The organism is Dactylosporangium sp. CA-152071 (assembly GCF_050936335.1).
GTDB lineage: Bacteria > Actinomycetota > Actinomycetes > Mycobacteriales > Micromonosporaceae > Dactylosporangium > Dactylosporangium maewongense.
The window spans coordinates 7,068,654-7,093,322 of sequence record NZ_JBNJMZ010000001.1 but is presented as its reverse complement, the minus strand read 5'-3'; the positions used below and the strand labels follow the sequence as shown (position 1 = coordinate 7,093,322).

18 protein-coding genes are annotated in these 24,669 nt (G+C 74.4%); 6 read left to right on the top strand and 12 right to left on the bottom strand.

The annotated features are described in order from the left end of the window. Positions 1-142: 142 nt before the first annotated feature. Positions 143-1,825 carry a hypothetical protein gene (locus ACQEVZ_RS31880; protein ID WP_433373330.1) on the bottom strand — a complete coding sequence of 561 codons (1,683 nt, stop codon included), beginning with the start codon at positions 1,823-1,825 and terminating at the stop codon, positions 143-145. A gap of 133 nt (positions 1,826-1,958) precedes the next feature. Between ACQEVZ_RS31880 and cofD the strand changes: the two genes are divergently transcribed. The 3 genes from cofD to ACQEVZ_RS31865 are packed head-to-tail and all read left to right on the top strand — an operon-like array spanning position 1,959 to position 4,509. Next, a complete protein-coding gene (cofD, locus tag ACQEVZ_RS31875) occupies positions 1,959-2,915 on the top strand; it encodes a 2-phospho-L-lactate transferase (RefSeq protein ID WP_344501646.1) in 957 nt (318 codons plus the stop codon). Then, the gene (locus tag ACQEVZ_RS31870) at positions 2,912-3,964 is read left to right on the top strand and encodes a coenzyme F420-0:L-glutamate ligase (RefSeq protein WP_344501647.1); all 1,053 of its coding nucleotides are present in this window, start codon (positions 2,912-2,914) and stop codon (positions 3,962-3,964) included. The genes cofD and ACQEVZ_RS31870 overlap by 4 nt, the downstream gene beginning before the upstream one ends. Further along, positions 3,961-4,509, top strand: coding sequence for an NUDIX hydrolase (locus tag ACQEVZ_RS31865; RefSeq protein WP_433373325.1), 549 nt, complete (start codon positions 3,961-3,963; stop codon positions 4,507-4,509). The genes ACQEVZ_RS31870 and ACQEVZ_RS31865 overlap by 4 nt, the downstream gene beginning before the upstream one ends. 1,159 nt (positions 4,510-5,668) lie before the next feature. Here ACQEVZ_RS31865 and ACQEVZ_RS31860 read toward each other — a convergent pair. The 3 genes from ACQEVZ_RS31860 to ACQEVZ_RS31850 form a co-directional block, all read right to left on the bottom strand. Further along, complete coding sequence (locus ACQEVZ_RS31860; protein WP_344501649.1) at positions 5,669-6,766, bottom strand: mannose-1-phosphate guanylyltransferase; 1,098 nt, start codon at positions 6,764-6,766, stop codon at positions 5,669-5,671. Positions 6,767-6,867: 101 nt separating this feature from the next. Next, positions 6,868-8,013, bottom strand: a complete 1,146-nt coding sequence (locus tag ACQEVZ_RS31855; protein ID WP_433373321.1) for a glycosyltransferase family 4 protein — start codon at positions 8,011-8,013, stop codon at positions 6,868-6,870. Positions 8,014-8,141: 128 nt separating this feature from the next. Next, positions 8,142-10,154 carry an N-acetylmuramoyl-L-alanine amidase gene (locus tag ACQEVZ_RS31850; protein ID WP_433373318.1) on the bottom strand — a complete coding sequence of 671 codons (2,013 nt, stop codon included), beginning with the start codon at positions 10,152-10,154 and terminating at the stop codon, positions 8,142-8,144. A gap of 71 nt (positions 10,155-10,225) precedes the next feature. Here ACQEVZ_RS31850 and ACQEVZ_RS31845 point away from each other — a divergent pair, with 71 nt between their 5' ends. Beyond that, the gene (locus ACQEVZ_RS31845) at positions 10,226-10,966 is read left to right on the top strand and encodes a TIGR03089 family protein (RefSeq protein ID WP_433373315.1); all 741 of its coding nucleotides are present in this window, start codon (positions 10,226-10,228) and stop codon (positions 10,964-10,966) included. Here ACQEVZ_RS31845 and ACQEVZ_RS31840 read toward each other — a convergent pair. From ACQEVZ_RS31840 to ACQEVZ_RS31825, 4 genes are all read right to left on the bottom strand, one after another. Next, positions 10,956-12,890, bottom strand: a complete 1,935-nt coding sequence (locus ACQEVZ_RS31840) for an acetoacetate--CoA ligase (RefSeq protein WP_433373312.1) — start codon at positions 12,888-12,890, stop codon at positions 10,956-10,958. The two genes, ACQEVZ_RS31845 and ACQEVZ_RS31840, sit on opposite strands and share 11 nt — an antisense overlap. Before the next feature lie 159 nt (positions 12,891-13,049). Then, positions 13,050-14,156 carry a hypothetical protein gene (locus ACQEVZ_RS31835; protein ID WP_433373309.1) on the bottom strand — a complete coding sequence of 369 codons (1,107 nt, stop codon included), beginning with the start codon at positions 14,154-14,156 and terminating at the stop codon, positions 13,050-13,052. Then, a complete protein-coding gene (locus ACQEVZ_RS31830; RefSeq protein ID WP_433373306.1) occupies positions 14,153-14,659 on the bottom strand; it encodes an RNA polymerase sigma factor in 507 nt (168 codons plus the stop codon). Before ACQEVZ_RS31830 ends, ACQEVZ_RS31835 begins: the two co-directional genes overlap by 4 nt. A gap of 57 nt (positions 14,660-14,716) precedes the next feature. Next, entirely contained in the window at positions 14,717-15,226 is a 510-nt protein-coding gene (locus ACQEVZ_RS31825) for an acyl-CoA thioesterase (protein WP_344501657.1), read from the bottom strand. A gap of 24 nt (positions 15,227-15,250) precedes the next feature. Between ACQEVZ_RS31825 and ACQEVZ_RS31820 the strand changes: the two genes are divergently transcribed. Further along, entirely contained in the window at positions 15,251-18,577 is a 3,327-nt protein-coding gene (locus tag ACQEVZ_RS31820; protein WP_433373303.1) for a hypothetical protein, read from the top strand. Between the two features lie 228 nt (positions 18,578-18,805). Then, a complete protein-coding gene (locus ACQEVZ_RS31815) occupies positions 18,806-20,401 on the top strand; it encodes an ABC-F family ATP-binding cassette domain-containing protein (protein ID WP_433373300.1) in 1,596 nt (531 codons plus the stop codon). On the opposite strand, the gene ACQEVZ_RS31810 is transcribed toward ACQEVZ_RS31815, so the two are convergent. The 4 genes from ACQEVZ_RS31810 to ACQEVZ_RS31795 all read right to left on the bottom strand — a co-directional run bounded on the left by ACQEVZ_RS31810 (position 20,373) and on the right by ACQEVZ_RS31795 (position 24,592). Next, on the bottom strand, positions 20,373-21,023 hold the full coding sequence (locus ACQEVZ_RS31810) for a hypothetical protein (RefSeq protein ID WP_433373297.1): 651 nt from the start codon (positions 21,021-21,023) through the stop codon (positions 20,373-20,375). The genes ACQEVZ_RS31815 and ACQEVZ_RS31810 overlap by 29 nt on opposite strands. A 292-nt stretch (positions 21,024-21,315) precedes the next feature. After that, positions 21,316-22,899: a hypothetical protein gene (locus tag ACQEVZ_RS31805; RefSeq protein WP_433373294.1), complete on the bottom strand. Its 1,584-nt coding sequence runs from the start codon at positions 22,897-22,899 to the stop codon at positions 21,316-21,318. Further along, positions 22,896-23,786: an ABC transporter ATP-binding protein gene (locus tag ACQEVZ_RS31800; RefSeq protein WP_433373291.1), complete on the bottom strand. Its 891-nt coding sequence runs from the start codon at positions 23,784-23,786 to the stop codon at positions 22,896-22,898. Before ACQEVZ_RS31800 ends, ACQEVZ_RS31805 begins: the two co-directional genes overlap by 4 nt. Continuing rightward, the gene (locus ACQEVZ_RS31795) at positions 23,783-24,592 is read right to left on the bottom strand and encodes a hypothetical protein (protein WP_433373288.1); all 810 of its coding nucleotides are present in this window, start codon (positions 24,590-24,592) and stop codon (positions 23,783-23,785) included. Before ACQEVZ_RS31795 ends, ACQEVZ_RS31800 begins: the two co-directional genes overlap by 4 nt. Positions 24,593-24,669 lie beyond the last annotated feature (77 nt).

Below are 24,669 nucleotides of genomic sequence, written 5' to 3'. Positions count from 1 at the left end.
AGACGTCACAGCTTGCAGCCTAGGCCGCCGCCGGGCCGATCGGCCCTCACACCGGATGTGACTGTTCTCCTTCGCTTCTTCCCCTGTTACGACGCGGGCGCCCGTCGTGTGACGGGCGCCCGGGTCGGGTGTGCTCCGGTGCTCAGTCCTTCGGGGGGATCACCTGGGTGCGCTGGGTCTCGTCGTCGTCGCCCTGGTCGGTCGCCGGCTTCTCCTGGCCCGCGGGCCGGAACACCTCGGTGGCGTCCGGGTCGTTCGCCGGGGTGTTCGTCTGGGTCACGTCGCCGGTGGTCTCGGCCGGGGCGGCGCTGACCGGCGCGTACGCTGCGGTCGCGTCCGGGTCGGCGTCGGCCTTGGCGATGCTGACCGGGGCGGCCGACTGGGTCTCCGGCTCGCCGACGGTGCCGTGGGCCGCCGTGGTCTCCCCCGCGGACCAGATCTGGGCGGTGGGCTCCTGTCCGGCCGGGACCGTGGGCTCGGCCGCCGGGGCCGCCGCGGTCTCGGCCGTCGGGAACGCGCCCGTCTTGCCGAACGGTGAGGCGGCGCCGTCGCTGGTGTCCTCCGCCGGCTGCTGCGCCGCGGGCGCGCCGGTGGCCGCGCCCGAGGTCGGGTGGGTCGAGGCCCCACCGGGCCAGCCGGCCGCCGCGAACCCGCCCGAAGGCGTCGCGCCGCTGTCGGCGGGCGGGGAGGACACCGGCGGGGTGACCGGCGGCGCCGACACCGGCTGGGCGGCGGGCGCCGTGTACGCCGCGAACGGCGAGCTCAGCGGCGGCGTCGAGGCGGGCGCCGCGGACACCGGCTCGGCCGCCGCGGGCTGCGGGGCGAACGCCGGGGCGCCGGCCGCCTGCGGGTGCTGCACGGGGGCGGGCTGGGCGTTGAACGCGGGCGCGCCCGTCGACTGCGGGTTGTACCCCTGGGCCGCCGGCTGGGGGTAGGCCGGGGCACCCGACGCCGGGCCCACGGCCGGAGCGCCCGAGGCCTGCGCGGCCGGGTAGGCCCCGGGCTGCGCCGCGTACGGCTGCGCGGCGGGGACGACCTGACCCGAGCCGGTCGTCGCGGGGTTGGTCCAGCTGCCGGTCGGCTGCTGGTGCTGGGCGGGCTGCTGCTGGTACGGCTGCTGCGGGACCGAACCGGTCTGCTGCTGGTAGCCGTACTGCTGCTGCGGGTACTGGTAGCCCGGCTGCTGCCCGTACGGGTACGCGGGCTGGCCGTACACACCGGGGGGCGGCTTCGGAGGTGCGTAGGCTCCGAGGTACACCCTGATCACCAGGAACAGGACGAGACCCAGCAGCGCGAGACCGCCGAGACGGGTCAGGAAGATCGTGAGCGCCGAGGTCGCCCGCAGGCCCGACTCGCTGTCCATGTCGCCGATGAGGCTGGCGAGCAGCAGGATCAGGCCGAAGAGCGCCACGATCCCGTATTCGACGAGGCCGACGAGGACGATGACCTTCGCCTTCGGCACCACGGGGTCGACGTGGGTCGCGACCAGCACCGCCAGGATCGGCAGCAGGATCGTCTGCAGGTTGACGAACGTGCCGAACGTGCCGCCCGCGCTCAGCAGGAAGTTGCCGTCCAGCGAGGTCAGCAGCGAGATGAACCCGGCGAGCAGGAACGCCGCGGTCGCGCCGAGCAGCACGAACGCCGCCAGCTCGCGAAACGGCAGCGTGAGCGAACGGGCCTTCTTGGCGTCGACCGTCGCCTGCACGCTCTGGCCGGGCTGCTGCGCCGGCGGCACCTGGGGCACGAAGGACGAGGTGGCCGGACCGGCGGCGTAAGCCGCATGCGGCGCCGCCGAGGAGGTCGGGTCGGGTGGCTGGGTGCTCACTGGCTCTCCCCAAGATCTAGCGGACACGCGACAGGTCGCTCGCAGCCTAGCCGTCGAACGGAAAATCCGCGTGCGTGGCCGGACCGGCCGCCTCGCACGGGAAGTGTCATACCCGTGGGGCAGGATGAAGGGCATGCGGATCGTGGTTCTGGCAGGTGGCATCGGCGGCGCTCGCTTCCTCCTCGGGGTGCGCGCGGTGGGGCAGGAGCTGGGGGCGGAGGTCACCGCGGTGGTCAACGTCGGCGACGACGTGACCCTGCACGGCCTGCGGATCTGCCCCGACCTCGACAGCGTGATGTACACGCTCGGTGGCGGCGCCGATCCCGAGCGCGGCTGGGGACGCGTCGGCGAGACGTGGACCGTCAAGGAGGAGCTCGCCGCCTATGGGGCGGAGCCGACCTGGTTCGGCCTCGGCGACAAGGACATCGCCACCCATCTGGTGCGCACCAGGATGCTCGACGCGGGCTATCCGCTGTCCGCCGTGACCGAGGCGCTCTGTGACCGCTGGCAGCCCGGCATCCGCATGCTTCCCGCCAGCGACGACCGGGTCGAGACGCACGCGGTGGTCGAGGTCGACGGCGCCTCCCGCGCGATCCACTTCCAGGAGTGGTGGATCCGGCACCGGGCGGAGATCCCGACGTCGCGGTTCGTCTTCGTCGGCGCCGAGTCGGCCAAACCGGCCGCGGGGGTGCTGGACGCGCTCGCCGCCGCGGATGTCGTGCTGGTGGCGCCGAGCAACCCGATCGTCTCCATCGCGCCGATCCTGGCCGTCCCCGCGGTCCGTGAGGCGGTCGCCACCGGCCGGGCCCCGGTCGTGGGCGTGTCCCCGATCATCGGCACCGCCCCGGTCCGGGGCATGGCCGACAAGTGCCTCGCCGTGATGGGCGTCGAGTGCACCCCCGCCGGCGTGGGCGGCCTGTTCGGCGCCCGCTCGGCCGGCGGCGTCCTGGACGGCTGGCTCGTCGACGACACCGACGCGGGCGTCGAGGTGCCCGGCCTGACCGTCCGCGCCCGCCCGCTGTGGATGACCGACGTGCCGGCGACCGCGGCGATCGTCCGGGAGGCGCTGTCCGTGGCGGGTGTGGCATGAGCGTGCCGCCCGCGGGGTTCGAGGTGCTGCCGGTCGACGGCATCGGCGAGGTGCGTCCCGGTGACGACCTGGCCGCGCTGATCACGACCGCCGCGCCGTGGCTCGTCGACGGCGACATCCTCGTCGTCACCAGCAAGATCGTCAGCAAGGCCGAGGGGCAGCTGGTCGACGTGCCGCTGGAGGAGCCCGCCCGCGAGGCCGCCCGCGAGGCGGTGCTGCGGGCCGAGACGTCCCGGGTCGTCGCCCGCCGGGGCGCGACGCAGATCGTGCAGACGCACCACGGGTTCGTGCTCGCGTCGGCCGGCATCGACGCGTCCAATGTGGAGCCGACCCGGCTCGTCCTGCTGCCCAAGGACCCGGACGCCTCGGCCCGCTGGCTGCGCGACGAGCTGCGGGAGCGCTTCGGCCTGCACGTGGCGGTCATCGTCACCGACACCATGGGCCGGCCCTGGCGGATGGGCCTCACCGACGTCGCCATCGGCGCCGCCGGCATCGACGCGCTGACGGACTACCGTGGGGTGCTCGACGTGCACGGCAACGAGCTCCAGCTGACCCAGATGGCCGTGGTCGACGAGCTCGCCGCCGCCGCCGACCTGGTCAAGGGCAAGACCGGCCAGGTCCCGGTCGCCGTCGTCCGCGGCCTGCCGATCCGCCCCGACGGACACGGCCAGGGCGCCGCCCCGCTGATCCGCGGCGCCGACGCCGACCTGTTCTCGCTCGGCACCGCCGAGGCCGTCGCCAAGGGGCTCCGCACCGCCGCCGCCATCCGCGACACCCCACCGCTCACGTTTCCCGAGCTTCCCGCGCCGGTCGCCGCTGCTGAGAGGGCCGAGCGGTTGCTGCTGGTCTGGGCCCCTGCCGGCGACCTGCGGCGGGCCATGGAGGCGGGCATGGAGGTGCAGCGGATCAGGGCCGGGCTCGCCGCCGACGGCGTCGCGTCCGAGTGGCTGGAGGCGGACCAGGTCGACCTCTCCGGGGTCGACATCCCTGAAGGCGGCATGCCACTCGGCGTGCTCGCCGTCGGTCGCGGTAGCCTGCCGTCACTATGACGACGTTGCACGATGATGCCCTCGCGGTGCTGACCCAGTGGACGCCCCCGAGCGACGAGGCGGAGCAGACGCGGCGGCGGTTCATCGAGTTCGTCCTCCGCGACCCGTCGACGGTGTGGCGCGAGCACCCGGGGGCTCACGTCACGGCGAGCGCCCTCGTCGTCGACTCCACCGCCGAGCGCGTCCTGCTGTGCCTGCACGGCAGGATCAAGCGCTGGGTCCAGCTCGGCGGCCACTGCGAGCCCGGCGACGCGACCGTGGCGGCCGCGGCGCTCCGCGAGGCGACCGAGGAGTCGGGCATCGCCGGCCTGCGGATCAGCGAGGCTCCCATCGGCCTCGACGTCCACCACGTCCAGTGCGCCGGCGGCCCCGCCCTGCACTATGACGTCAGGTATGCCGCCATCGCCCCCGCCGGCGCCGTCGAGACCGTCAGCGCCGAGTCGTCCGCGCTGGGCTGGTTCGCCCCTGGCGACCTGCCCACCCCGCTCGCCGACGCCACCGAGGTCCTGGTCGCCCCCGCCCTCGCCTGGGCCCGCCGAGCCTGACCCCGCACCCCGCCCCACACTCCGGCACACCGGGTCGAGGCTGGTCCCGCGCAACGGCAAGACCGACGCCCAGCCCACCGCCCGCACCACGACCCAGCACACCACATCGAAGCAGCCCGCACCACGACCCCGGCTGCGCTCCGCGTCGAGGCCGCCCCGCGCGACAGCAAGACCGACAACCGACCCCGGCGCTCGCGTCCAGCACACCACGTCCAAGCAGCCCGCATGACGGCGAGGCCGACGACCAGCGATCGCCCGCCGCCCGCACCACGACCCGGGCACGCTCCGCGTCGAGGCTGCCCCGCGCGACAGCAAGGCCAACAACCCGCCCGCCGCTCGCGTCCACGCTCCAGCACCCCACGTCGAACCAGCCCCGCGCAGCGGCAAGACCGACAACCAGCCCCGGCGCTCGCGTCCAGCACACCACGTCGAAGCAGCCCCGCATGACGGCGAGGCCAGCCACCTGCGATCAACCCACCACCCGCACCACGACCCGGCGCACACCGCATCAAGGCAGTCCCGCACGACAGCAAGGCCGGCAAGCAACCGCCACCCGCGCCCACACCACACCGCAGCAGCCCTGCATGGCGGCAAGACCAGCCACCTGCGACCAGCCCACCGCGCACCACGACCCGGCGCACACCACGTCGAGGCAGCCCCGCGTGGCGACAAGACTGACGACCAGCGATCGCCTCGCAGCCCTGCGCCCACACGTTGGCGAACACCACGTCGAAGCAGCCCCGCATGACGGCGAGGCCAGCTACCTGCGACCAGCCCGCCGCTCGCACCACGACCCGGGCCGCACCGCGTCGAGACAGTCCGGCGCGGCGGCGAGGCCGACGACCAGCCCGCACTGCCCGCGTTCACGGTCCAGCGCACACCACGTCGAAGCAGTTCCGCACGGCGGCGAGGGCGGCGACCAGCGGTTGGCCGCCGTCCGCGCCTCACTGGGCCGTCGCGGCGTGCTGTCTCCGTTGATGTCCTGCTCGAAGCGGTGCGGGTGAGGGCGTGTCCGTCTGACTGACCGACACGCCCCGCTTTCGCAGGTGGGCGAGTCACCGCCTTGCGCAGATCGAAGTACTCGATCAGCCTCGCCGGCGTCCCGGACCCGCTCGCAGATGGGACATGACCGAGCTGCGGGCTTCGATCGGGCGGGAGGCTACAGGAGTTCGACGGAGCCGCGTTCCTTCAGGTTGTCGACGAGCTTCTTCACGTCCTGGGCGCGGGAGCGGGGGCAGACCAGGAGGGCGTCGGGCGTGTCGACGACGATGAGGTCGTTGACGCCCACGACGGCGACCAGGCGGCCTGACTGGGGGACGACGACGACGCGCTCGGCGTCCTGCATGATGACGCCGGTCGGGGCGGCGGGGTCGAGGTTGACGACCACGTTGCCGGCGGTGTCGGTCTCGAGGAGCTCGCCGAGGGTGTGGAAGTCGCCGACGTCGTTCCAGCCGAAGTCGCCGGGGACGGTGCCGACGAGGCCGGCCACGCCGGCGCCTTCCATGACGCCGAAGTCGACGGAGATCTTGGTGAGGTCGGGCCAGAGGTCGGCGAGGACCTCTTCGCGGTCGTGGGTGTCCCAGGCCTCGGCGATGCGGCGCAGGCCGTCGTGGAGGACGGGCTGCTGGCGGGCGAGCTCGTCCAGGAAGACGTCGACGCGCCAGACGAACATGCCGGCGTTCCACAGGTACTCGCCGGAGTCGACGTACGCCTGGGCGAGGGGCAGGGCCGGCTTCTCCTCGAAGGAGGCGACCTTGCAGACGTCCCCGGTGCCGGTGGGCTCGCCTACGTGGAGGTAGCCGTAGCCGGTCTCGGGGTGGGTCGGGGTGATGCCGATGGTCATCAGGAGGCCGTCCTCGGCACCGGCGATGGCCTTGCGCAGGACGGACGTGAAGGCCGGGACGTCGCGGACCAGCTGGTCGGCGGCGAAGGCGCCCATGACGGCGTGCGGGTCGCGCCGGGCGATGACCGCCGCGGCCAGCCCGATGGCGGCGCACGAGTCGCGCGGCGTGGGCTCGACCAGGATGTTGCCTTCGGGAAGGCCCGGGAGCTGCCGCGCCACCGCCGCCGCGTGGGCCACACCGGTGACCACGAACGTGGTCTCGGGGGTCGCGAGGTCGGCCAGGCGCCCGTACGTCGCCTGGAGCAGCGACAACGGCGTGCCTGTGAGGGCGTGCAGAAACTTGGGATGACCGGCTCGCGACAACGGCCAGAGCCGCGTGCCACTGCCCCCTGCTGGGATGACCGCGTAGAACACAGGCCCATCATGCCCAGCCAAGGGCGCGTTCCAACAACTCGAAGGTGTCATGTCCACTACGAATATCGCCTGATCTGGTTTCAGAGGGTGACGCGGGAGGACTAACTGCGCGGATTGGCCGCTCTCGACCAGGCGGCGAGGTGCACCTCGGCGCTCGACTCCCAGGTGAACTCCTTGGCGCGCGCGGCACCGGCCTTGGCGAGCGCGTTGCGGCGCTCGTGGTCGTCGAGCAGCGCGGCGAGGTCGCGGGCGATCTCGTCGGTGCCGGGTCCGGTGTAGGCGACAGCGTCTCCGCCGACCTCGGGCAGCGAGAGCCGGGGCGTGGTCAGGACGGGGGCGCCGCAGGCCATGGCCTCCAGGATCGGCAGGCCGAAGCCTTCGCCGAAGGAGGGGTAGGCGGCGACGACGGCGCCGCCGAGGAAGCCCGGCAGGTCCGCGTAGCGCAGGTAGCCGGGGCGCAGCAGGCGCAGGTGGCTGGGCACCTCGCCGAGCGCGCCGTCGATCTCGTCGTCGTGGCCCTGGCCGCCGGCGATGACGAGCGCGGGCGGGTTGGGCCGGTCGCGGACGGCGGAGATCCAGCCGCGGATGAGGCTCGGCACGTTCTTGCGGGGCTCCTTGGCGCCGAGGAACGCGACGTACTCCGTCGTGCCGAGACCGAGGCGGGCCCGGACGCGGGCCTTCTCGTCGTCGGTGGGCGCGTGGAACGCGTCGGGGTCGACGCCGTGGTAGGCGACGTCGATGCGGGTCGGGTCGGCGTCCAGCAGGCGGATCAGCTCGTCGCGGGTGGCCTTGCTGGGGACGATGACCCGGCCGGCACGGCGCAGTGACGTCTTGATCGCGGAGCGGAAGAAGGTGCGGCGGGACTTGTCGTAGTGCTCCGGTTCGGTGAAGAACGTGGCGTCGTGGACCGTGACGGTGACGGGGCAGCCGGCCCGCAGCGGGCACGTGTAGAAGGGCGAGTGCAGCACCTGGGCGCCGACCTGCTGGGCGAGCATCGGCAGGCCGGTCTGCTCCCAGGCGAGGCGGGCGGGGCGGTGGGCCGCAGCGGCCGGCGCGGCCATGATCCGCGCACCGGACAGTAACCGTCCGTAACGTTCGGCGTCGGTGCGCTGACAGACCACGGCGAGGTCGGCGTCGAGCGCGGCCAGGGCGCCGAGCAGGCCGTCAACATAGCGCCCGACACCGCCTCGGTCGGCTGGGACACTCGTGGCGTCGACGAGCACACGGGGCGGACGGCCGGGGGTCACTGGGCGTCTCCTTCGAACACGGCATGCCACGCGTAACGAACGTCACGCGATACGTCAGGCAAAGCCTACGCCCGATCCCCCGGTGATCGATGTCCACGACGCGACTCGCGATCGAGGAAACCCAGGATTCAGCTCAACGGCATCGGAATGTCGCCCGGCGCACCCACGTCGTAACCGCCCGCACCGCGGATCTCGTACCGGCCGTCGTGGTACACCGCCGGATCCGCGCGGCCGTCCCCGTCGTACTGCGCGGACACCGGCGTACCGGAGGCGCCGAACTTCACGGCGGCCTGGCCTTCGATGGCGAACTGCTGGGTGACCGGGTTCCAGGTCGCGGCGTCGACGGTGCCGTTGCCGTCGTAGTCGGCGGGCGCGGCGAGCTGGCCGGGCGCGCCGACCTTGAACTCGCGCAGCGCGTAGATCGCCCACAGTCCGGTCGACGGGCGCCAGATGGCCGCCTCGGCGCGGCCGTCGCCGGTGTAGTCGGCCGGCACGGGCACGTCGCCGGGCACCCCGAGCTGCAGCTCGCCGATGCCCTTGATGTACCAGACACCGGTCGCTGGACGGAAAACCGCCAGCTCAGCAGCGCCGTCGCCGTCGAAGTCGGCGGGTGCCGGCACGTCGCCCGGCAGACCCCACTGGACGGTCCTGCGGCCCTCGCCGGTGAGCAGCATGCTCCAGTTGCCGGTCGTCGGCGACCAGGTCGCGACGTCGTCCTTGCCGTCGCCGTTGTAGTCCGCGGCGACCGGGATCTCGTTGGGCCCGCTGGTGAAGATCGGATCGGGGATGCCCTGGAGGCGGACGGTGCCGTCGGTGGGTCGGTACGCGGCCAGCAGCGTCCGCACGATCTCGGGTTTGACCAGGTCGCCGAGGATCGCGCCGGCGCGGTCGCGGATCCAGGGCAGCGCGGCGAGGCCTTTCGCGCCGGGGCACTCGGTCGGGTTGGTCTGCTGGTGCGGGAAGACGCGAGGCACCGTCACGGTCGTGCCGACCGGGTAGCGCGACGTCGACCCGCCGCCGGTGAGGCTGACGGTGCCGCGCGGATCGATCGCCTGATGCAGTGAAAGTTTCCACGCGGTGTACTGCGCGGCGGCCTCCTGGACCGGCTGCGGCACGCTCGTGTACCGGTAGTCGCCGATCATCGCGATGCCCGCGGTGCCCGTGTTGAACCCGCCGGCCTGGGCGCCGACGACGGGGCGGGACAGCCCGCCGGAGCGGCCCTCCCAGAGCCTGCCGAAGCGGTCGACCAGCACGTTGTAGCCGATGTCGCCCCAGCCGCGACTGACCGTCTGGTACTGGTAGATCGACCGGAGGATCTTCGGCACCTCCTCCGGGCTGTAGTCGTTGCCGGTGGCGGTGTGGTGCAGGGCGACGGCCTTCACGTAGGTGGCGTACTGCGGGCGCCAGTCCATCAGCTGCTCGTTGGCGCCCCAGGCGGCGCGGCGCAGGATGGCGGGCATGAACGGGCGCAGCCCGACGGGCTGACTCTCCGCGACCGGGGTGGCGGGGGCCGGCGCGATGTCGCCGGGCGCGTCGGTGGGGTCGATGAGGTCGGCGGCGATGTCGTGCGGCGTCGCCCCGCCGGTCGTGGTCACCGCCAGCTGCACACCGTCCGCCTTGCCGGTCCAGACGAGGTCCGCGCCGCCGCGCTGGCCGGGCTGGGGGGCGTCGGGCGTGACGTCGCGGTCGGCCTCGGCGGTGTCGACGGTCCGCCAGGCGCTCCAGGCGCCGCCGGGGGTGTGGTGCCGGACGGCGACGCTGACGTCGCCGATCTTCCCGGTCTCGCGCCAGGTGACGCCGACGGCGCTGAAGGGGGCCACGCCCTCACGGGTGACGGTGAGTGTCCGCGCTTTCACGCCGCGCCGGTACCGCTCGCCGAGGCCCGCCGGCGCGCCGGCCTGCGCGGCGACGCCGTCGGCCGGCTTCTCGAAGCTGCCCAGCGGGATGCGCGTGACGTTGGGGGTGACGCCGGTGGGGCCGGGCTGCTTGGCGACGGGGTTGGCCCACTGGATCGGCGCGGCGAGGTCAGGCGCCGGCGGCAGGAACGGGATGCGCGGGTCGGCGGTGGCACCGCCGGCGCTGAGCAGTGCGATGGCGACGCCGCCCACGGCGACGAGTTCGAGCCGCCGGTATCGTCGCATTGCCCATACCCCCATCGCACACCACCTAGCTAGACCCGATTGGAGATGCTATGGGAGGATTTTCCGGACATATGGGGAATACAGTTCCTTCACTCTTTGCGGCAATTGTCGGAAGGGACCCGTCACTTCCGCTGCTGACGTTCTACGACGACGCCACCGGGGAGCGGGCCGAGCTGTCCGGCGCGACGCTCGGCAACTGGGTCTCGAAGACCGCGAACCTGCTGGTCGACGGCTGCGGGCTGGGCCCCGGCGACACGGCCGGCGTCTGGCTGCCGCCGCACTGGCAGACCGCCGCGGTGCTGCTCGGTGCCTGGTCCGCCGGGGTCACCGTCGCTTACGGCGAGCCGACCGCCGCCGGCATCGACGTCGAGTTCGCGTCGGCGCAGGCGGTCGAGGCGGGCGTGCCGGCGGGCCCGCCGGACCGGTTCGTCCTCGGGCTGGCCCCGATGGGCATGCCGATGCGCACCCCACCGGCCGGCTGGGCCGACTACGTGACCTCGGCCCGCCAGCACGGCGACCACTTTCCCGGCGCCCCCGTCGCCGCGGACACCGGCGCGCTCGTCGAGACCGACGGCTCGCTCGACGGGCACGGCCCGCTCCTGGACCGCGCCCGGGCCCGCGCCGCCGAGCTGGGCATCTCGGGCGGCCGGGTGCTCATCGACGCCGACGCGTACCCGTACCCCCTCGACTGGCTGCTGGCGCCGCTCGCCGCCGGGGCGAGCATGGTGCTCAGCGTGCGCACCGACCTGTCGAAGCTGCCCGCGCGGGGCACCTCCGAGCAGGTCGACCACACCGTCGGCCCTACTGTCTAGCCGCCCGGACCGCTTCGAAGTACCGCAGCGACTCCGGGTTCGCCAGGGCGCCCTTCGCGGCGGCCTGATCGACGGGCGTGCCGGTGAGGATCCGCTTCACCGGCACCTCCAGCTTCTTGCCTGACAGCGTCCGCGGCACCGCCTCCACCGCGAACACCTGGTCGGGCACGTGCCGCGGGGACAGGGCCGTGCGCAGCTCCCGCGCGATCGTGGCGCGCAGCGCGTCGTCGAGGGTCACGCCGGGCCGCAGCACGACGAACAGCAGCAGCTCCCCCGCCCCGCCCTCGGGGTCCTCCAGGTGCACGACGACCGAGTCGGTCACGTCGTCGAGGCCCTCGACGACCGAGTAGAACTCGCTGGTGCCGAGCCGGACGCCGCCACGGTTGAGGGTGGCGTCGGAGCGGCCGGTGATCACGCAGGCGCCACCCTCGTCGATGGTGATCCAGTCGCCGTGCCGCCACACGCCCGGGTACGTGCCGAAGTAGGCGTCGGCGTAGCGGGATCCGTCGGTGTCGCCCCAGAAACCGACCGGCATGCTCGGCATCGGCGCGGTGATGACGAGCTCGCCGAGCTCACCGATGACCGGGGTGCCGTCGGCGGCGTAGGCCTCGACCCGCGCGCCGAGGGCCCGGCAGGCGATCTCGCCCGCGTGGACGGGCAGCAGCGGCACGCCGCCCACGAACGCCGTGCACACGTCGGTGCCGCCGGACGCCGAGGCCAGCAGGACGTCGGCGGAGACCGCGTCGTACACCCACTCGAAACCCTCGGGTGGCAGCGGCGCGCCGGTCGAGCCCACGCCGCGCAGCGCCGACAGGTCGGCCTGCTCCTTCGGGACGAGGCCGGCCTTGCGGCACGACAGCAGGAACGGCGCGGACGTGCCGAAGTACGTGGTGCCGGACTCGGCCGCGACCCGCCACAGCCAGCCGAGGTCGGGGTGCGCGGGGTTGCCGTCGACGAGGACGATCGCGGCGCCGACCGCCGGGCCGGACACCAGGTAGTTCCACATCATCCAGCCGGTGGTGGTGAACCAGAAGAACCGGTCGCCGGGGCCGAGGTCGTGGTGCAGCGCGAGCATCTTGAGGTGCTCGAGGAGGATGCCGCCGTGGCCGTGCACGATCGGCTTCGGCAGGCCCGTGGTGCCGGAGGAGTACAGCACGTAGAGCGGGTGGCTGAACGGTACCGCCGCGAACTCCAACGCGTCGGACGTCTCGTCCCAGACCGGGTCGCCGCCGCGGAGATACGGGATCTCGATGAACGCCTCGACCGACGGCAGCGCCTCGCGGATCGCCGCCACCTCGGCGCTGCGGTCGACGGCCTTGTCGCCGTAGCGGTAGCCGTCCACGGCGACGAGCACCTTCGGCTCGATCTGCTGCCACCGGTCGACGACCGAGCGGGTGCCGAACTCGGGCGCGCAGCTGGAGAAGATGGCGCCGAGGCCGGCGGTGGCGAGCATGAGGACGAACGTCTCGGGGATGTTCGGCGCGTACACCGCGACCCGGTCGCCCTGCGTGACGCCGAGCCGCCGCAGCGTCGCCTGCGCCCGGCGGACCTGCTCGCGCAACTGCGCGGCGGTCAGCGTGACCGGCTCGCGGGTCTGCGAGTAGGCGAGCACGACCGGCTCGTCGTCGGCGACGCCGGGCATCCGCAGCACGTGCTCGGCGTAGTTGAGGCGGGCGCCGGGGAACCAGTCGGCGCCGGGCATCCGCGCGTCGGGCAGCGCCGCGGTGGCCGGCTCGTGCGTGATGACCTCGAAGTGCTCCCAGATCGCCTGCCAGAACTCGGCCGGGTGGTCGACCGACCACTGCCACAGTTGCCCGTAGTCCTCGAACTCCAGGCCCTGCTCGCTCGACAGCCATCGCAGGAAGGCACCGATACGGGTGCGTTCGCGGACGTCTGCAGGGGGTCGCCACAGCTCCTTCGCCATCCGACCATCTTCCTGCACGCCCGAACGATCGCTCAGTGTGGGCCACCGACATCCGCACCCGGGTTTCCGTGTGGTGGCCGCGGGTAATCGATGCGGGTATGACGCTCTCGTTGCCGCACCACCACCGCCCGCAGTGGGTCGTCACGTTCGCCACCGCGCTCAACGCTTCGGTGTGGTGGATGAACCGCTAGCCCCGGGCTTCTCCTGCGTGAGGTCCCGGGTGGCGCCCGGCACCGGCCGCGGCTGTGTGGCAAAGTCCACGAACTCGAAGTTCCCGGCGGTCACCTTCAGGTCCGCGCCCGTCCAGGCGCCGCCGGCGAACCGGCCCGTCGCCGCGTCGACCAGCAGGCAGTCGGCCTTCTGCGCGTCCGCCATGCAGATCACGTCGTACTGCCGGCCGCCGATGCTCGCCGTGGTGGCCTCGACCCCCAGGTCCGCGAGCGCCTGGTAGAGCGCGGCCCGCTGCTGCGCGTCGAGCAGCGGCTCGACGTAGTGGAACACCTCGTGCAGGTACTTGAAGATCATGCCGTCGGCGTTGCGGCCCGGATACGCCTCCGCGGCCCACGCCCGCCACGCCGCCGACAGCTCGTGCGCCTTCGCGGCCCCCCGCGGGAACGCGGCGACGTACTCGGCCTTCATGTTGTCCAGGCCCGGCGCCCCGAGGTGCGCGCGCGCCGTTTCCAGTGCGATCTCGTCATCGGACAGGCTGTGGTCGATGCTCTTGGGCCCGTCGTCGGAGCGACGGATGCGCAGCGCCACGCCGGTCCCAGGGTCCTGCCACACCTCGTGGATGTAGCTGCCCGTGCCGTCGATCAGGTTGTACGTCTTCACGTACAGCACCTGACCGGCCCCGATCGGCAGCGGCCCGCCGCGCTGCTGCCCGGCGATCCTGGTCAGCGCCGCGACCGCGGCGGCGTGGTCACCGCCGGCCTTCCCCGCGACCGGCGGGCGCATCGGCGCCTTCGTGCCGTGCGTGACCGGCAGGTCCACCCCCGCCGGCTGGGTCTGCGCCGGCGCGCTCTGTCCGGGTGTCTGAGCCTGCTCCTGTCGTGGCTGCGTCGTCGGTACCGCGGCCGCGGCGCCGACCACGGCGGCCACCGCCACGGCTGCCCCGGCCGTCGCCAGGATCCAGGTCCTGCGAGGTGCCGTCCGCTCCGGGATTGCGGCGCCGGCCACCTTCCAGCGCCCCTCGGCCAGGGCGCCCTCGCGGGGCTCGTCGAGGTCGGCGCGGAACTCGCGCACGGCGGCCAGATCGTCAGTGTTCATCGGTCCTCGTCCTCCAACGCCTTGCGCATCTTGGTGCGGGCCCGGTGCAGCGCCGACTGGACCGTGCCGACCGGCAGGTCCAGCGCCTCGGCGATCTCCGCGTAGGACAGTTCGGCGACCGCGAACAACAGCAGGACGTCGCGCTGGCGCCGGGGCAGCTTCGCCAGCACCCGGGCGACCTTCCGCGACCGGCGCTGCGCGTCGGTGCGCTCCTCCGCCTGGGTCGCGTGGCTCTCCTGCACGGGGTCGACCCCCGTCCTCGCGAGGGCGCGGTAGCCGCGCACCTCGTCGCGGCGGTGCCGGTTGAGCACGTTCGTGGCGATGCCGAACAACCACGGCAGCGGTGGCTGGTCCTGCGCGAAGGTGTGGCGGCGTTCGTACGCGATGAGGAACGTCTGCGCGACGACGTCCTCGGCCAGATCCGGACCGACCCGGCGGGCGCAGTAGCGGTACAGCGTCCGCGCGTGCCGGTCGTAGATGGCCGTGAATCCGTCCGCGATCAAGAGGTTGCCTTCCGGGTCCACACCCCTTCTTGTCCGCACGCGCCTGTCATGTTCCCGCTACTTCTGTTCTTCCTGACGGTGCCGCTGGATCGCCTCCCGGCGCGACAGGCGGTGCTCGCGGCGGATCTCGGCCTCGCGCCACCGGCCCTCGTTCTCGGGCGAATCGGGCACGACCGGCGGCACCGCCCGGGGCTTGCCGTCGGCGTCGACCGCGACGAACACCAGATATGCGGTCGCCACCACGACCGGCTCGGCGACCTCGTCCCACCGCTGCGCGACCAGCCGCACGCCGATCTCCATGGACGTCGTCCCGGTCCAGTTGACCTGCGCGTACGCGTGCACGAGGTCCCCGACCCGCAGCGGCTCCAGGAACAGGATCTCGTCGATCGACGCCGTCACCGCCGTGCCGCCCGAGTGCCGCGCCGCCGCCGCGCCCGCCACGTCGTCGACGAACTTCATGATCACACCGCCGTGGACCGTGCCGTAGAGATTGACGTCGACGGCGGTCATGATGCGACTCAGCGTCACCCGCGAATACGCGGTCGGTCGGCCAGTGTGCTCCTGCATTCCCCAGACGGTACGGTGCGAACCATGCGACACGTGGGAAGCCTGATCGCGGGGATGTTGATCGCCCCGATCGCGTGGCTGCTGATCGCCCTCGGCCAGCAGAAATCCACTGAAACGGTGACGAAGTGGGTGGAGCGCGGCGCCTTCGACAGCGTCGACCTCATCGTGCCCGCCGCATACCTCCTGGGCGCCGGCCTGGTCCTGGGCCTCATCGCCACTCTGCGCATCTCCCCCGTCGGCCCGATCGTCGCCGGCCTGGCGCTGCTCGGCACCTACGTGAGCCTCTTCATCGACCCGCTCGGCGCCCTGGACGGCCTGCCCGCCGACTACAAGCTCGCCGGCCTGACGATCAACCTGCAGCTGCCCATCCTCAACGGCACGACCGCCGTCCTGGGCATGGCCCTGCTGGTCGCCGCCGCGAGCGTCAAACGCTGGCGCGCGTGGCCCTTGACCGCCCCGGTCGTCGCCACCGGCGGCGAACCCCTCGACCCGCACGAGTTCCCCCTGGGCCAGGGCCCGACCGCGGCGCACCCCGGCTCCCGCACCACCGAGTTCCCGTCCGCCGCCGGTGCCACGTCGGTGCTGCCGCCGTATGGCGCGCAGGCCTCCTCCGGTGGCGGCAGCGGCTCTGGTACGCCGAGCTCCGGCGCCACCTCCGTCCTGCCCACCTATGGGGCCACTCCGGCCGGTTCGCCGGGCCTGCCTTCCGACGCGACGCAGCCCGTGCCGCCGGTGGGCCGCCCCGCCGCCGGCCACCCTCCGGTGTCGCACTTCGCCGCTCCGGTGTCCGGCGCTGGGTCGTACCCGCCTCCGGTGACCTCCGCGCCCCCGGTGTCGTCCGCCCCGCCGTTCTCTGCCTCGCCGTCCTCTGCCCCACCGGCGTCTGTTCCGCCGGTGCTTTCGAAGCCGGCCGCGCCTGGCTTCGGCGCGCAGCCCCCCGCGGCGGGCGGGGCGCCGGCTCCTGGGTTCGCCGCGCAGCCCCCCGCCGGTGGGCACCCCGGCCAGCAGGGCGGCCCGGCCCCGGTCTCGGCGCCCGGCAGCAGCACCGGCCCGTCGTGGCTCACCCCGGACTCGATCGCCGCCCAGCCCTCTTCTCCCCAGCCGTCCTCCGCCCCGCCGGCCGCTGGGCAGCCCTACTCGGCGCCGCCGGCCCCTGGTCAGCCTTCCTCCGCCCCGCCGGCCCCCGCGCACCCCCATTCGGCGCCGCCGGCCGCTGGGCAGCCGTACCCCGCGCAGCCCTTCTCGTCTCCGCCGGCCCCTGCACAGCCCCATTCAGCACCGCCGGCCCCTGGGCAGTCGTATCCCGCGCAGCCTTTTTCCGCCCCGCCGGCCCCTGGGCAGCCTCACTCGGCACCCCCGGCCCCTGGGCAGCCTTACGCGGCCCCGCTCGCCGGGCAGCCCCCGCTGACGCAGCCGTCCTCCACCGCAGCGCCGGTCGCGCAGCCGCCGGCCGCCGCTCACGGCGCCGGGACCCCGGGTGGGCAGGCCGCGCCGGCCACCCCGCCCGGCCCGTTCCCGCCGTCGCTCGGTGGCCGGGGTGGACCGCCGGCTCCGGCCGCCCCGCAGGGTTCGCCGCCGCCTGGGCCGTTCCCGCCCGGGGGCGCGCCCGCCCCGGGCTCCGCGACCCAGTTCCGCCCGGCCGCCGGCCAGGGTGCGCAGACGCCGCCGTTCGCTCCCCCGGGCGCGCCCCGTCCTGCCTCGGCACCGCCCGCGCCCCAGTTCGGCCAGCCCGCATCCGCCCCGCCGGCGCCGTTCGCACCTCCCACGTCCGGCCCCGCGTCCGCACCGCCCGCACCCGGCCAGGCGTCCGCACCACCGGCCCAGTTCGGCCAGCCGGCCGGCCCCGCGCCCGCGCAGTTCGGACAGCCCGCGTCCGCACCGCCCACGCACTCCGGGCAGCCCTCCGCCGGTCCCGCGTCCGCGCCACCCGCGCCGTTCGCACCACCGACGGCCGGCCCCGCCTCGGCACCGCCCGCGCAGTTCGGGCAGCCCGCATCCGCACCGCCTGCACCGTTCGGGCAGCCTTCCGCCGGGCCCGCAGCCGCACCGCCCGCGCCGTACGCACCACCGACGGCCGGTCCCGCATCAGCACCGCCCGCACCGTTCGGGCAGTCCCCCGCCGGGCCCGCATCAGCACCGCCCGCGCCGTTCGCTCCTCCGGCTTCGGGACCCGCGTCGGCTCCGCCCGCGTCTGGGCCCTCGTCCGCGCCGCAGGCTTCGCCGTTCGGGCAGGCCGGGTCCGGTCCCGCGGCGTCGCCGGCGGCACCGCAGTTCTCCGCACCCGCGTCCGCACCGTCCGCGCCACAGTTCGGGCAGCCCGCGGCCGGGTCCGCATCCGCACCGCAGTTCTCCGGGCCGGCGTCCGCGCCTCCTGCGGCCGGGCCTGCTTCCGCACCGCCTGCGCCGCAGTTCGGGCACACCGTGGCCGGGCCCGCGTCAGCACCGCCGTCGGCCGGTCCCGCCTCAGCGCCACCCGCGACTGGGCCGGCATCCGCACCGCCCGCAGCGCAGTTCGGGCACACCGCTGGTCCCGCGTCGGCACCGCCCGCGGCCGGGCCTGCATCCGCGCCGCCCGCGGCCGGGGGCACGCCTTGGGCCGGGGCGCCCGGCGGGCTGGCGGAGGACGGCGACGAGTTGCCGACCCGGCCGTTGGGCGCGCCTGTCACGCCGCACGAGGGTGGGGGGCCGTTGCGTCCTGCGTCCGAGTCGGTGGCTCCATCGCCGGAGGTGCCGCAGACCAGGTACGGGCGGCCCAGCGCGAGCGAGCCGGCCACCGAGCCGTTCGGCATCACGCAGCAGACGCCGGCCGCCGGCAGTGGTGAGGCGTTGCCGTCGCGGGCGGCGCGGCCCGACGTGGTGCGGGAGACGTCGATCCTGGCGGGGCCGTCGTTCGACGGGTTCAGCGCCGGGCGGCGGGGCGTCCGCGAGGAGGAGACCGAAGCGCTCCACCCCAACCGCCCGTCCCGGCCGCGGCACGCCGCGCAGAACGAGACCGGTGAGCACCCGACCGTCGGCGGGAGCGTCGACGAGGGCGCGACGACCCGGTTCATGCCGATGCGGGCCACCGACCCCGTCCAGGAGCCGGCGACCGGGACGGACGCGGACCAGGACCAGCAGGCGACGACCCGCATCGGACCCGTCGACCCGGACGTGACCACCAGGCTCGGCGCGCCGAGCGCGGCGGAGCAGGCGGAGCGGCGGGCGGCGTTCGCACGGGGCGAGGCGGAGCGGCGGGCCAACGCGCAGGCCGAGCTCGAGCGGCTCACCGCCGAGCGGGCCGCCGCTTCCGAACACGGCGACGACGAGCCGCCGACGTCTCCGTGGGCCGCACCACCCCGCGACCGCACCTGAGCAGACCGCACCTGAGCAGCAGGCGCACCGAGGGCCGTCACCTTTCGAGGAGGCGGCCCTCGGTCGTAATTCGGTGGCGGTGCCGGGACGAGATGCGCGACGATGCATCCGTGTGATTCGCAGGACGTGCTGACCGCCTGACCTGGACCCCGCGCAGGGGACGGGCCGGGTGACGTTCCCGTCCGCTCACACTCCCGCTGCGAGGCCACCTTGCTACGCGCTGTTTCTTTGTCCAAGCATTACGACGCCGAGCTGCTGTTCGAAGGCGTCGACTTCACCCTGAACGCCGGTGACCGGCTCGGGCTCGTCGGGCCCAACGGCGCCGGGAAGACCACGCTGCTGCGGTTGCTGACCGGGGCCGAGAAGCCGACGAGCGGGCACGTCAGCCTCGCACCGCGGCGCCGCATCGGGTACTTCGCCCAGCAGGTCCCGGATCCGGATATCTCCGTTCTCTCCTTCCTGAGCGACGGCGAAGCCGACCACCTCGCGCGCCGGATGCGGGCGCTCGAGACACGCATAGCGGACGACGCCGCGGTCCTCGAGGAGTACGGGCAGGTCCAGGAGCGCTGGCTGGCCCTGGAAGGCTGGTCGGCACCGCAGCGCCGGGCCGAGGTGCGCGAGCGGCTCGACATCGCACACCTGCCCGACGACCTGCCGGTCGGCGAGGTCAGCGGCGGCGAGCAGGCCCGGCTGATGCTCGCCCGCGTCCTGCTCGCGACGCCTGACGTGCTGATTCTCGACGAGCCGACGAACCACCTCGACGCCGCCGGCACCGCGTGGCTCGGCGGCTTCCTCGCGGCGTTCCGCGGCGCGGTCCTGGTCGTCACGCACGACCGGGCGTTCCTCGACCGCACGGTGACCCGGATCGTCGAGCTCGACGGCATCCACACCACCCCGCAGTGGTACGAGGGCGGCTACACCGACTACCGCGCCGAGAAGACCCGCCGCTGGCAGAAGCTCCTGCTCGACCACGAGGCGCAGGAGAAGTTCCGCCGCCGGCTCGAGGCCGACATCGCGAGCACCAAGGACCAGGCCCGCGGCGTCGAGGAGTCGGTACGGTCGGGGCTCGGGTCCGACAAGATCCGCCGGTACGCGAAGAAGGTCGCCAAGAAGGCCAAGGCCCGCGAACGCCGCCTGACCCGGCAACTCACCTCCGCGCGCTGGATCGCCGAGCCGTCCACCCGCCCACCGCTCACCCTCGCGTTCCCTGTGGCTCCGGAGCCCCCAGAAGCCGCGGAGTCCGTGGTGAGCGCCCGCGGGCTCACGGTCAAGCTCGGCGCGCGGCGCGTCCTGGACGACGTCTCGCTCGACGTCCACGGCCGCGTCCTGGTCACCGGCCCCAACGGCGCCGGCAAGACCACCCTGCTGCGCGCCCTGTCCGGCCGGCTCCCCACCGACGCGGGCACGGTCACCACCGCCGCCGACGTCGCCGTCCTCCCCCAGACCCATGACGACCTGCGCCGCGATGACCGCACGGTGCTGGGATTCTTCCGTTCGAGGGTGCCGGTGTACGTCGATGAGGCCGAATCCCTCCTCGATGCCCACCTCTTCGGCCCCGACGAGTGGGACCGCCGCCTGCGCGACCTCAGTGCCGGTGAGCTGCGCCGGCTGCTCCTCGCCGTCATCGTCAACACCGGCGCGCAGGTCCTCTTCCTCGACGAACCCACCAACTTCCTCGACTTCGAGGCCATCGACGTCGTCGAGGAGGCGTTGCGCGCCTACCAGGGCACCCTCGTCATAATCACCCATGACGAGTACTTCGCCCGCAACGTCGGCTTCGACCACCGCTGGCACGTCACCGACGGCCACGTCCGCGCCGCATAGGTGCGGCCGGCCGATCGGATGCCCGCGTGGCCCCGGACCCCGACCAGGTGAAGGAGCGGCGGGGCAGGAACGGCACCGCGGCGACGACCGTGGTGAGGCAGGCGGCGGCGAGCACGGCGGCCAGGCGCTGGTGGGCGCCGGTCCAGTCGGGCCCGTCGACGCTGACGAAGAACGCCGCCGAGCGCGGGGCGAAGGCCAGCGCGGCGAGGGCGACCAGGACGGCGGGTGCCGCGGTGGGGCTGGCCACGCCGCGCGGCGCCAGCCGCCAGGCGAGGACGGCGGCGGCCGGGCCGAGGGCGCCGATCGCCGCCGCCTCCAGGGTCAGGGCCCGCAGCGGAAGAAGGTCACCGGTGCCGTCCTGGGCGCCGGCGAGCGTGACGGCGAGCGCCGCCGCCCACCACGCGGCCAGGACGGCACTGCCGATGGCGGTGCGGATCGCGACCCCGTGCCAGGCGGGAGCCGGCGCGGTGGCGGTGGTGGGCTTGGCGGGGTCGTCGTAGAGGAACGCCAGACCGACGGCGGCACAGGCGGTGGCCAGGCGCAGCAGGGCGGCCAGGTTGTCGGCCGTGAGGGTCACCGTCATCGCCGCGGGAACGCTGACGATCGCGAGACCGGCCGCCATCGCACCGAGCACCGGACTCCAGCGGATCGCCCGGAGGGTCGGCCGGACAAGAGCGGGCCACCTCATGCCGGACCCGCCACGCGCCCCACGACCACACCACCACGGCAAGCCGCAACCACACCACCGCAGGAAGCCGCAACCGTGTCACTGCGGGAAGCCGCGACTGCACCGCCGCGGGAAGGGGCGACCACATCACCGCGGGAAGTGGCGACCGTGCCGCCGCGGGGAGTGCGGACGATCGGATCGACCCGGCGGCGGTCGGTGGCCGGAGGGCGGCGTGGCCCGGCGGCGGTCAGGCGGTGCATACGGTGCGCTCCTCCTCGGGTTGCTCCGGGGCGATCGGCACGCCCATGAGCGCGGCGAAGCGGTCCGCCGGGGTGGCGGGGTCGGTCAGCTCGGTCCAGTGCGCGGTGACCAGGGCACCGACCTCGGCTGGGGGACGCCGCAGGGCGCTGAGGCCCGGCGCGGCGTCGCGGTCGGGGACGACCATGCCCATGAGGGTCGTGTCGTCCACGAAGGCGAGGCCGCCGGAGCTGGCGGCGTCCAGCTTCCGCAGCCCTCGGGCGGTCGCGGGGGTCGACTGGCCGACGAGCCACACGAGCAGCGCGCCGCGGGCGCCGCAGACCATGCTGGAGGGGGTGAACGCGCTGCCGGTCATGAGGCGGTGCGCGGCGGCGGCGGCGAAGACTGCCTCGGAGGTGTCGTCGCCCCAGCGGGTGCCGACCGGGATCACCGCCGGGGTGCCGGCGGCCTCCGAGACGCGCTCCCAGGCGGTGTTGCGGCCGGTCTCGTCGGCGGAGCTGCTGGTGGAGCCGCCGGTCGGGTAGCCGTGGGCCCAGACGCGCTGGCGGACGGCGAGGGGTGGGCCGGTGACGGCGGGGACGGCGCGGCGGACGCCCTGCAGCACCGCCTCCCAGCCGGGGATCCAGGCCGTGAAGTCGGCGAAGACGCAGTACGTGACGCCGCCGCGGCGGTGGCAGGTCTGCTGGGCGGCGGGGTTGTCGGTGGCGGTGACGGCGGCGCGGCGCAGGGCGTCGTCGGTGTGGAACTGGGCGGCGCCGGCAGCGGCGGCGACGAGCGAGACGAGCACCGCGGCCACGGTCACCGGGCGGCCGCGGGCGCCGGAGCGGAACAGGGCGGCGACGGCGACGAGACCGGCGAGGCCCGCCACGTATCCGAGGTGTCGCAGCGACGGCCGGTCGACCAGGTCGGCCGGCAGGGCGAAGGGCAGGTCGCCGAACATGACCGGCTGGAGCAGGCGCAGGGCCGCGTTGCCCCTGGCGGCGGCGACCAGGACGGTGAACGCGGCCACGGCGAAGGCGAACATCGCCAGGGGCGCCACGACGGCGGAGCGGACCAGCTTGGCGAGCAGCACGCCGGTCGCGGCGAGGAGCGCGACGAGGACCGGGATCAGGGCGAGCTCGGCCGGGTCGGGGCGGCCGGCGGCGCCGGGCAGCAGCGCGAGGGCGCCGATCCGCGCGGCGGCCAGCAGGGTGACGCCGGCCGCGTAGGGCAGCGGGGCGAGCAGGAACGCCGCGGTGCGCCACGGGTCCGGCAGGACGAGCACCGAATAGAGGGCGTCGGTGCGGTGGCGGTGGGCGCGCAGCGCGTTGAGGTTGGCGACGACGAGGGCGCCGCCGCCGAGGATGAACAGCCCCGACAGCTGCAGGCCGACGACCTTGTCGTGGAGCACCGGATAGCGGTCGGTGGAGCCGGTGACGAGGTCGTACACCCACGGGGACACGAACAGCAGCACGGCGACGAGGGTCAGCGGGTGCCGGGCGAAGCGGACCGCCTCGATCCGGGCCAGGGCCAGCATCGCCCGGCGCCACGGCACCCGCACCACGCCCTCGACAGGTGCGAGCACGGCCGTCATGACGCACCGCCGACGTCGACGAGCATGAGATATCCGTCCTCGATCGTGGGTGGGAGCAGCTCGGCGCCGGGCGGCGGGTCGCCGACGTGACGGTGCAGGCCGGTGCCGGTGCGCCAGGAGGCGAGGGCGCCGGGCTCGCGGGTGGCGCTGGTCCACACCCGGCCGTCGGCGAGGGCGGCGAGGGCGGCGGGCGTGCCGGAGAAGCGGACGGTGCCACGGTCGATGACGACGACCTCGCGGCACAGGGACATGACGTCCTCGGTCTGGTGCGTCGACAGCAGCACGGCCCGGTCCTCGCCGAGGTCGGCGAAGAGCTCGCGGAAGCGCATCCGCTGCTGCGGGTCGAGCCCGACGGTCGGCTCGTCGAGGATGAGCAGGTCGGGGTCGCCGACGAGGGCGGCGGCGAGCGCGACCCGCTGGCGCATGCCGCCGGACAGCGCCTTGATGCGGGTGCGGCGCTGGTCGTCGAGGCCGACGGCGGCGAGGACCCGGCGGACCTCGGCGTGGCGGTCGCCGCGGTGGGTCAGCTCCTTGAGGATCGCGACGTAGTCGACGAACTCGAATGCGGTGAAGCCCGGGTGGAAGCCGGGGTCCTGGGGCAGATACCCGAGGCGGCGCCGCACGGCGAGCCGCCCCGGCCCGGTGAGCGGGTCGTGGCCGAGGACGCGCAGCGAGCCCTCGTCGGGGTCGAGCGCGGTGGCGACGATCCGCAGGAGGGTGGTCTTGCCGGCGCCGTTGGGGCCGAGCAGCCCGGTGACGCCGGTGCCGAGGGTGAGCGTGACGCCGTCGAGGGCGGTCTTGCGCCCATACCGCAGGGTCAGGCCTTCGGCCCGCACGGCGCCGGCGGTGCCGTCGGGGCGGCGTGTTCTGGCCGCGTCGATGCTCATCGGAGCCTCCTGGAGTCGGTGTCGAAGGTCGCCGCCCGCCGGGCGAGGAGCCCGACGGCGAGGGCGACGGCGAGTGCGGTGCCGGCCTGGCCGGCGGCGGTGAAGAGGACGCCCGCCGCGGCGGCGACGAGGCCGCCCCAGCCGACGCCGGCGACGACGGCCGCGGTGACCGTGCCGAGGCGCGGGGCGAGCAGGAGCGTGAGCACCGTCAGCGCGAGCGACGGCAGGAACCAGCCGGCCGCGCCGGGGCCGGCGCCGGGCACCGCCAGGCTCGCGAGGGCGCACAGCACGGTGGTGACGGAGACGACGGCGGCGCAGCGCAGCAGGAGCAGCCGGAACGACTGCATCGGCGCGACGAGGGCCACCTCATACGTGGGGTCGATGCCGGGCCCGAACGACACGGCCACGCCGAGCAGCGGCAGCAGCGGCGCGCCGGCGAGGAACACGAGCGGGTCGGCGAGCCGGGCGACCGTGGCCGTCATCGCCAGGGTCAGGGTGATCGCGACGAGCCACGACAGCCGCAGCGCCGGGGTCGCGGCGAGCAGCCTGGCGGTGTGGTCGGGCACGCGGAGCAGCAGCAGGAGCCGCTCGACCGGCCCGGGCACGGGCGCGTCGAGGGAGGCGTCGAGGCGGGCCCAGCCGTCGTCGACGAGCCGCGGATCCGCGACGGCGGTGAGCCGCGAGCGGCACGCCGCGCACGCGCCGAGGTGCGCCTCCACCGACCAGAGCAGCGGCCCGGCGAGCCCGCCGCCGGCATACGCCCGCACGTCGGAGTCCTGCAGATGCCAGACATCGGAACGACCCATGCCGCCACCCCCACTCCGCTCCAAAGGCCCGCTCATGCCGTCACCTCCGCTGCGCTCCGGCGCCAGCCTGAGCCAAC

What these genes read in the sequence shown, in the direction of transcription:
- cofD (WP_344501646.1), top strand. Translation starts at nt 1,959, where the DNA reads ATGCGGATCGTGGTTCTGGCAGGTGGCATCGGCGGCGCTCGCTTCCTC.
- ACQEVZ_RS31870 (WP_344501647.1), top strand. Translation starts at nt 2,912, where the DNA reads ATGAGCGTGCCGCCCGCGGGGTTCGAGGTGCTGCCGGTCGACGGCATC.
- ACQEVZ_RS31865 (WP_433373325.1), top strand. Translation starts at nt 3,961, where the DNA reads ATGACGACGTTGCACGATGATGCCCTCGCGGTGCTGACCCAGTGGACG.
- ACQEVZ_RS31850 (WP_433373318.1), bottom strand. Translation starts at nt 10,154, where the DNA reads ATGCGACGATACCGGCGGCTCGAACTCGTCGCCGTGGGCGGCGTCGCC.
- ACQEVZ_RS31845 (WP_433373315.1), top strand. Translation starts at nt 10,226, where the DNA reads ATGGGGAATACAGTTCCTTCACTCTTTGCGGCAATTGTCGGAAGGGAC.
- ACQEVZ_RS31840 (WP_433373312.1), bottom strand. Translation starts at nt 12,890, where the DNA reads ATGGCGAAGGAGCTGTGGCGACCCCCTGCAGACGTCCGCGAACGCACC.
- ACQEVZ_RS31835 (WP_433373309.1), bottom strand. Translation starts at nt 14,156, where the DNA reads ATGAACACTGACGATCTGGCCGCCGTGCGCGAGTTCCGCGCCGACCTC.
- ACQEVZ_RS31825 (WP_344501657.1), bottom strand. Translation starts at nt 15,226, where the DNA reads ATGCAGGAGCACACTGGCCGACCGACCGCGTATTCGCGGGTGACGCTG.
- ACQEVZ_RS31820 (WP_433373303.1), top strand. Translation starts at nt 15,251, where the DNA reads ATGCGACACGTGGGAAGCCTGATCGCGGGGATGTTGATCGCCCCGATC.
- ACQEVZ_RS31810 (WP_433373297.1), bottom strand. Translation starts at nt 21,023, where the DNA reads ATGGCGGCCGGTCTCGCGATCGTCAGCGTTCCCGCGGCGATGACGGTG.
- ACQEVZ_RS31805 (WP_433373294.1), bottom strand. Translation starts at nt 22,899, where the DNA reads ATGACGGCCGTGCTCGCACCTGTCGAGGGCGTGGTGCGGGTGCCGTGG.
- ACQEVZ_RS31800 (WP_433373291.1), bottom strand. Translation starts at nt 23,786, where the DNA reads ATGAGCATCGACGCGGCCAGAACACGCCGCCCCGACGGCACCGCCGGC.
- ACQEVZ_RS31795 (WP_433373288.1), bottom strand. Translation starts at nt 24,592, where the DNA reads ATGGGTCGTTCCGATGTCTGGCATCTGCAGGACTCCGACGTGCGGGCG.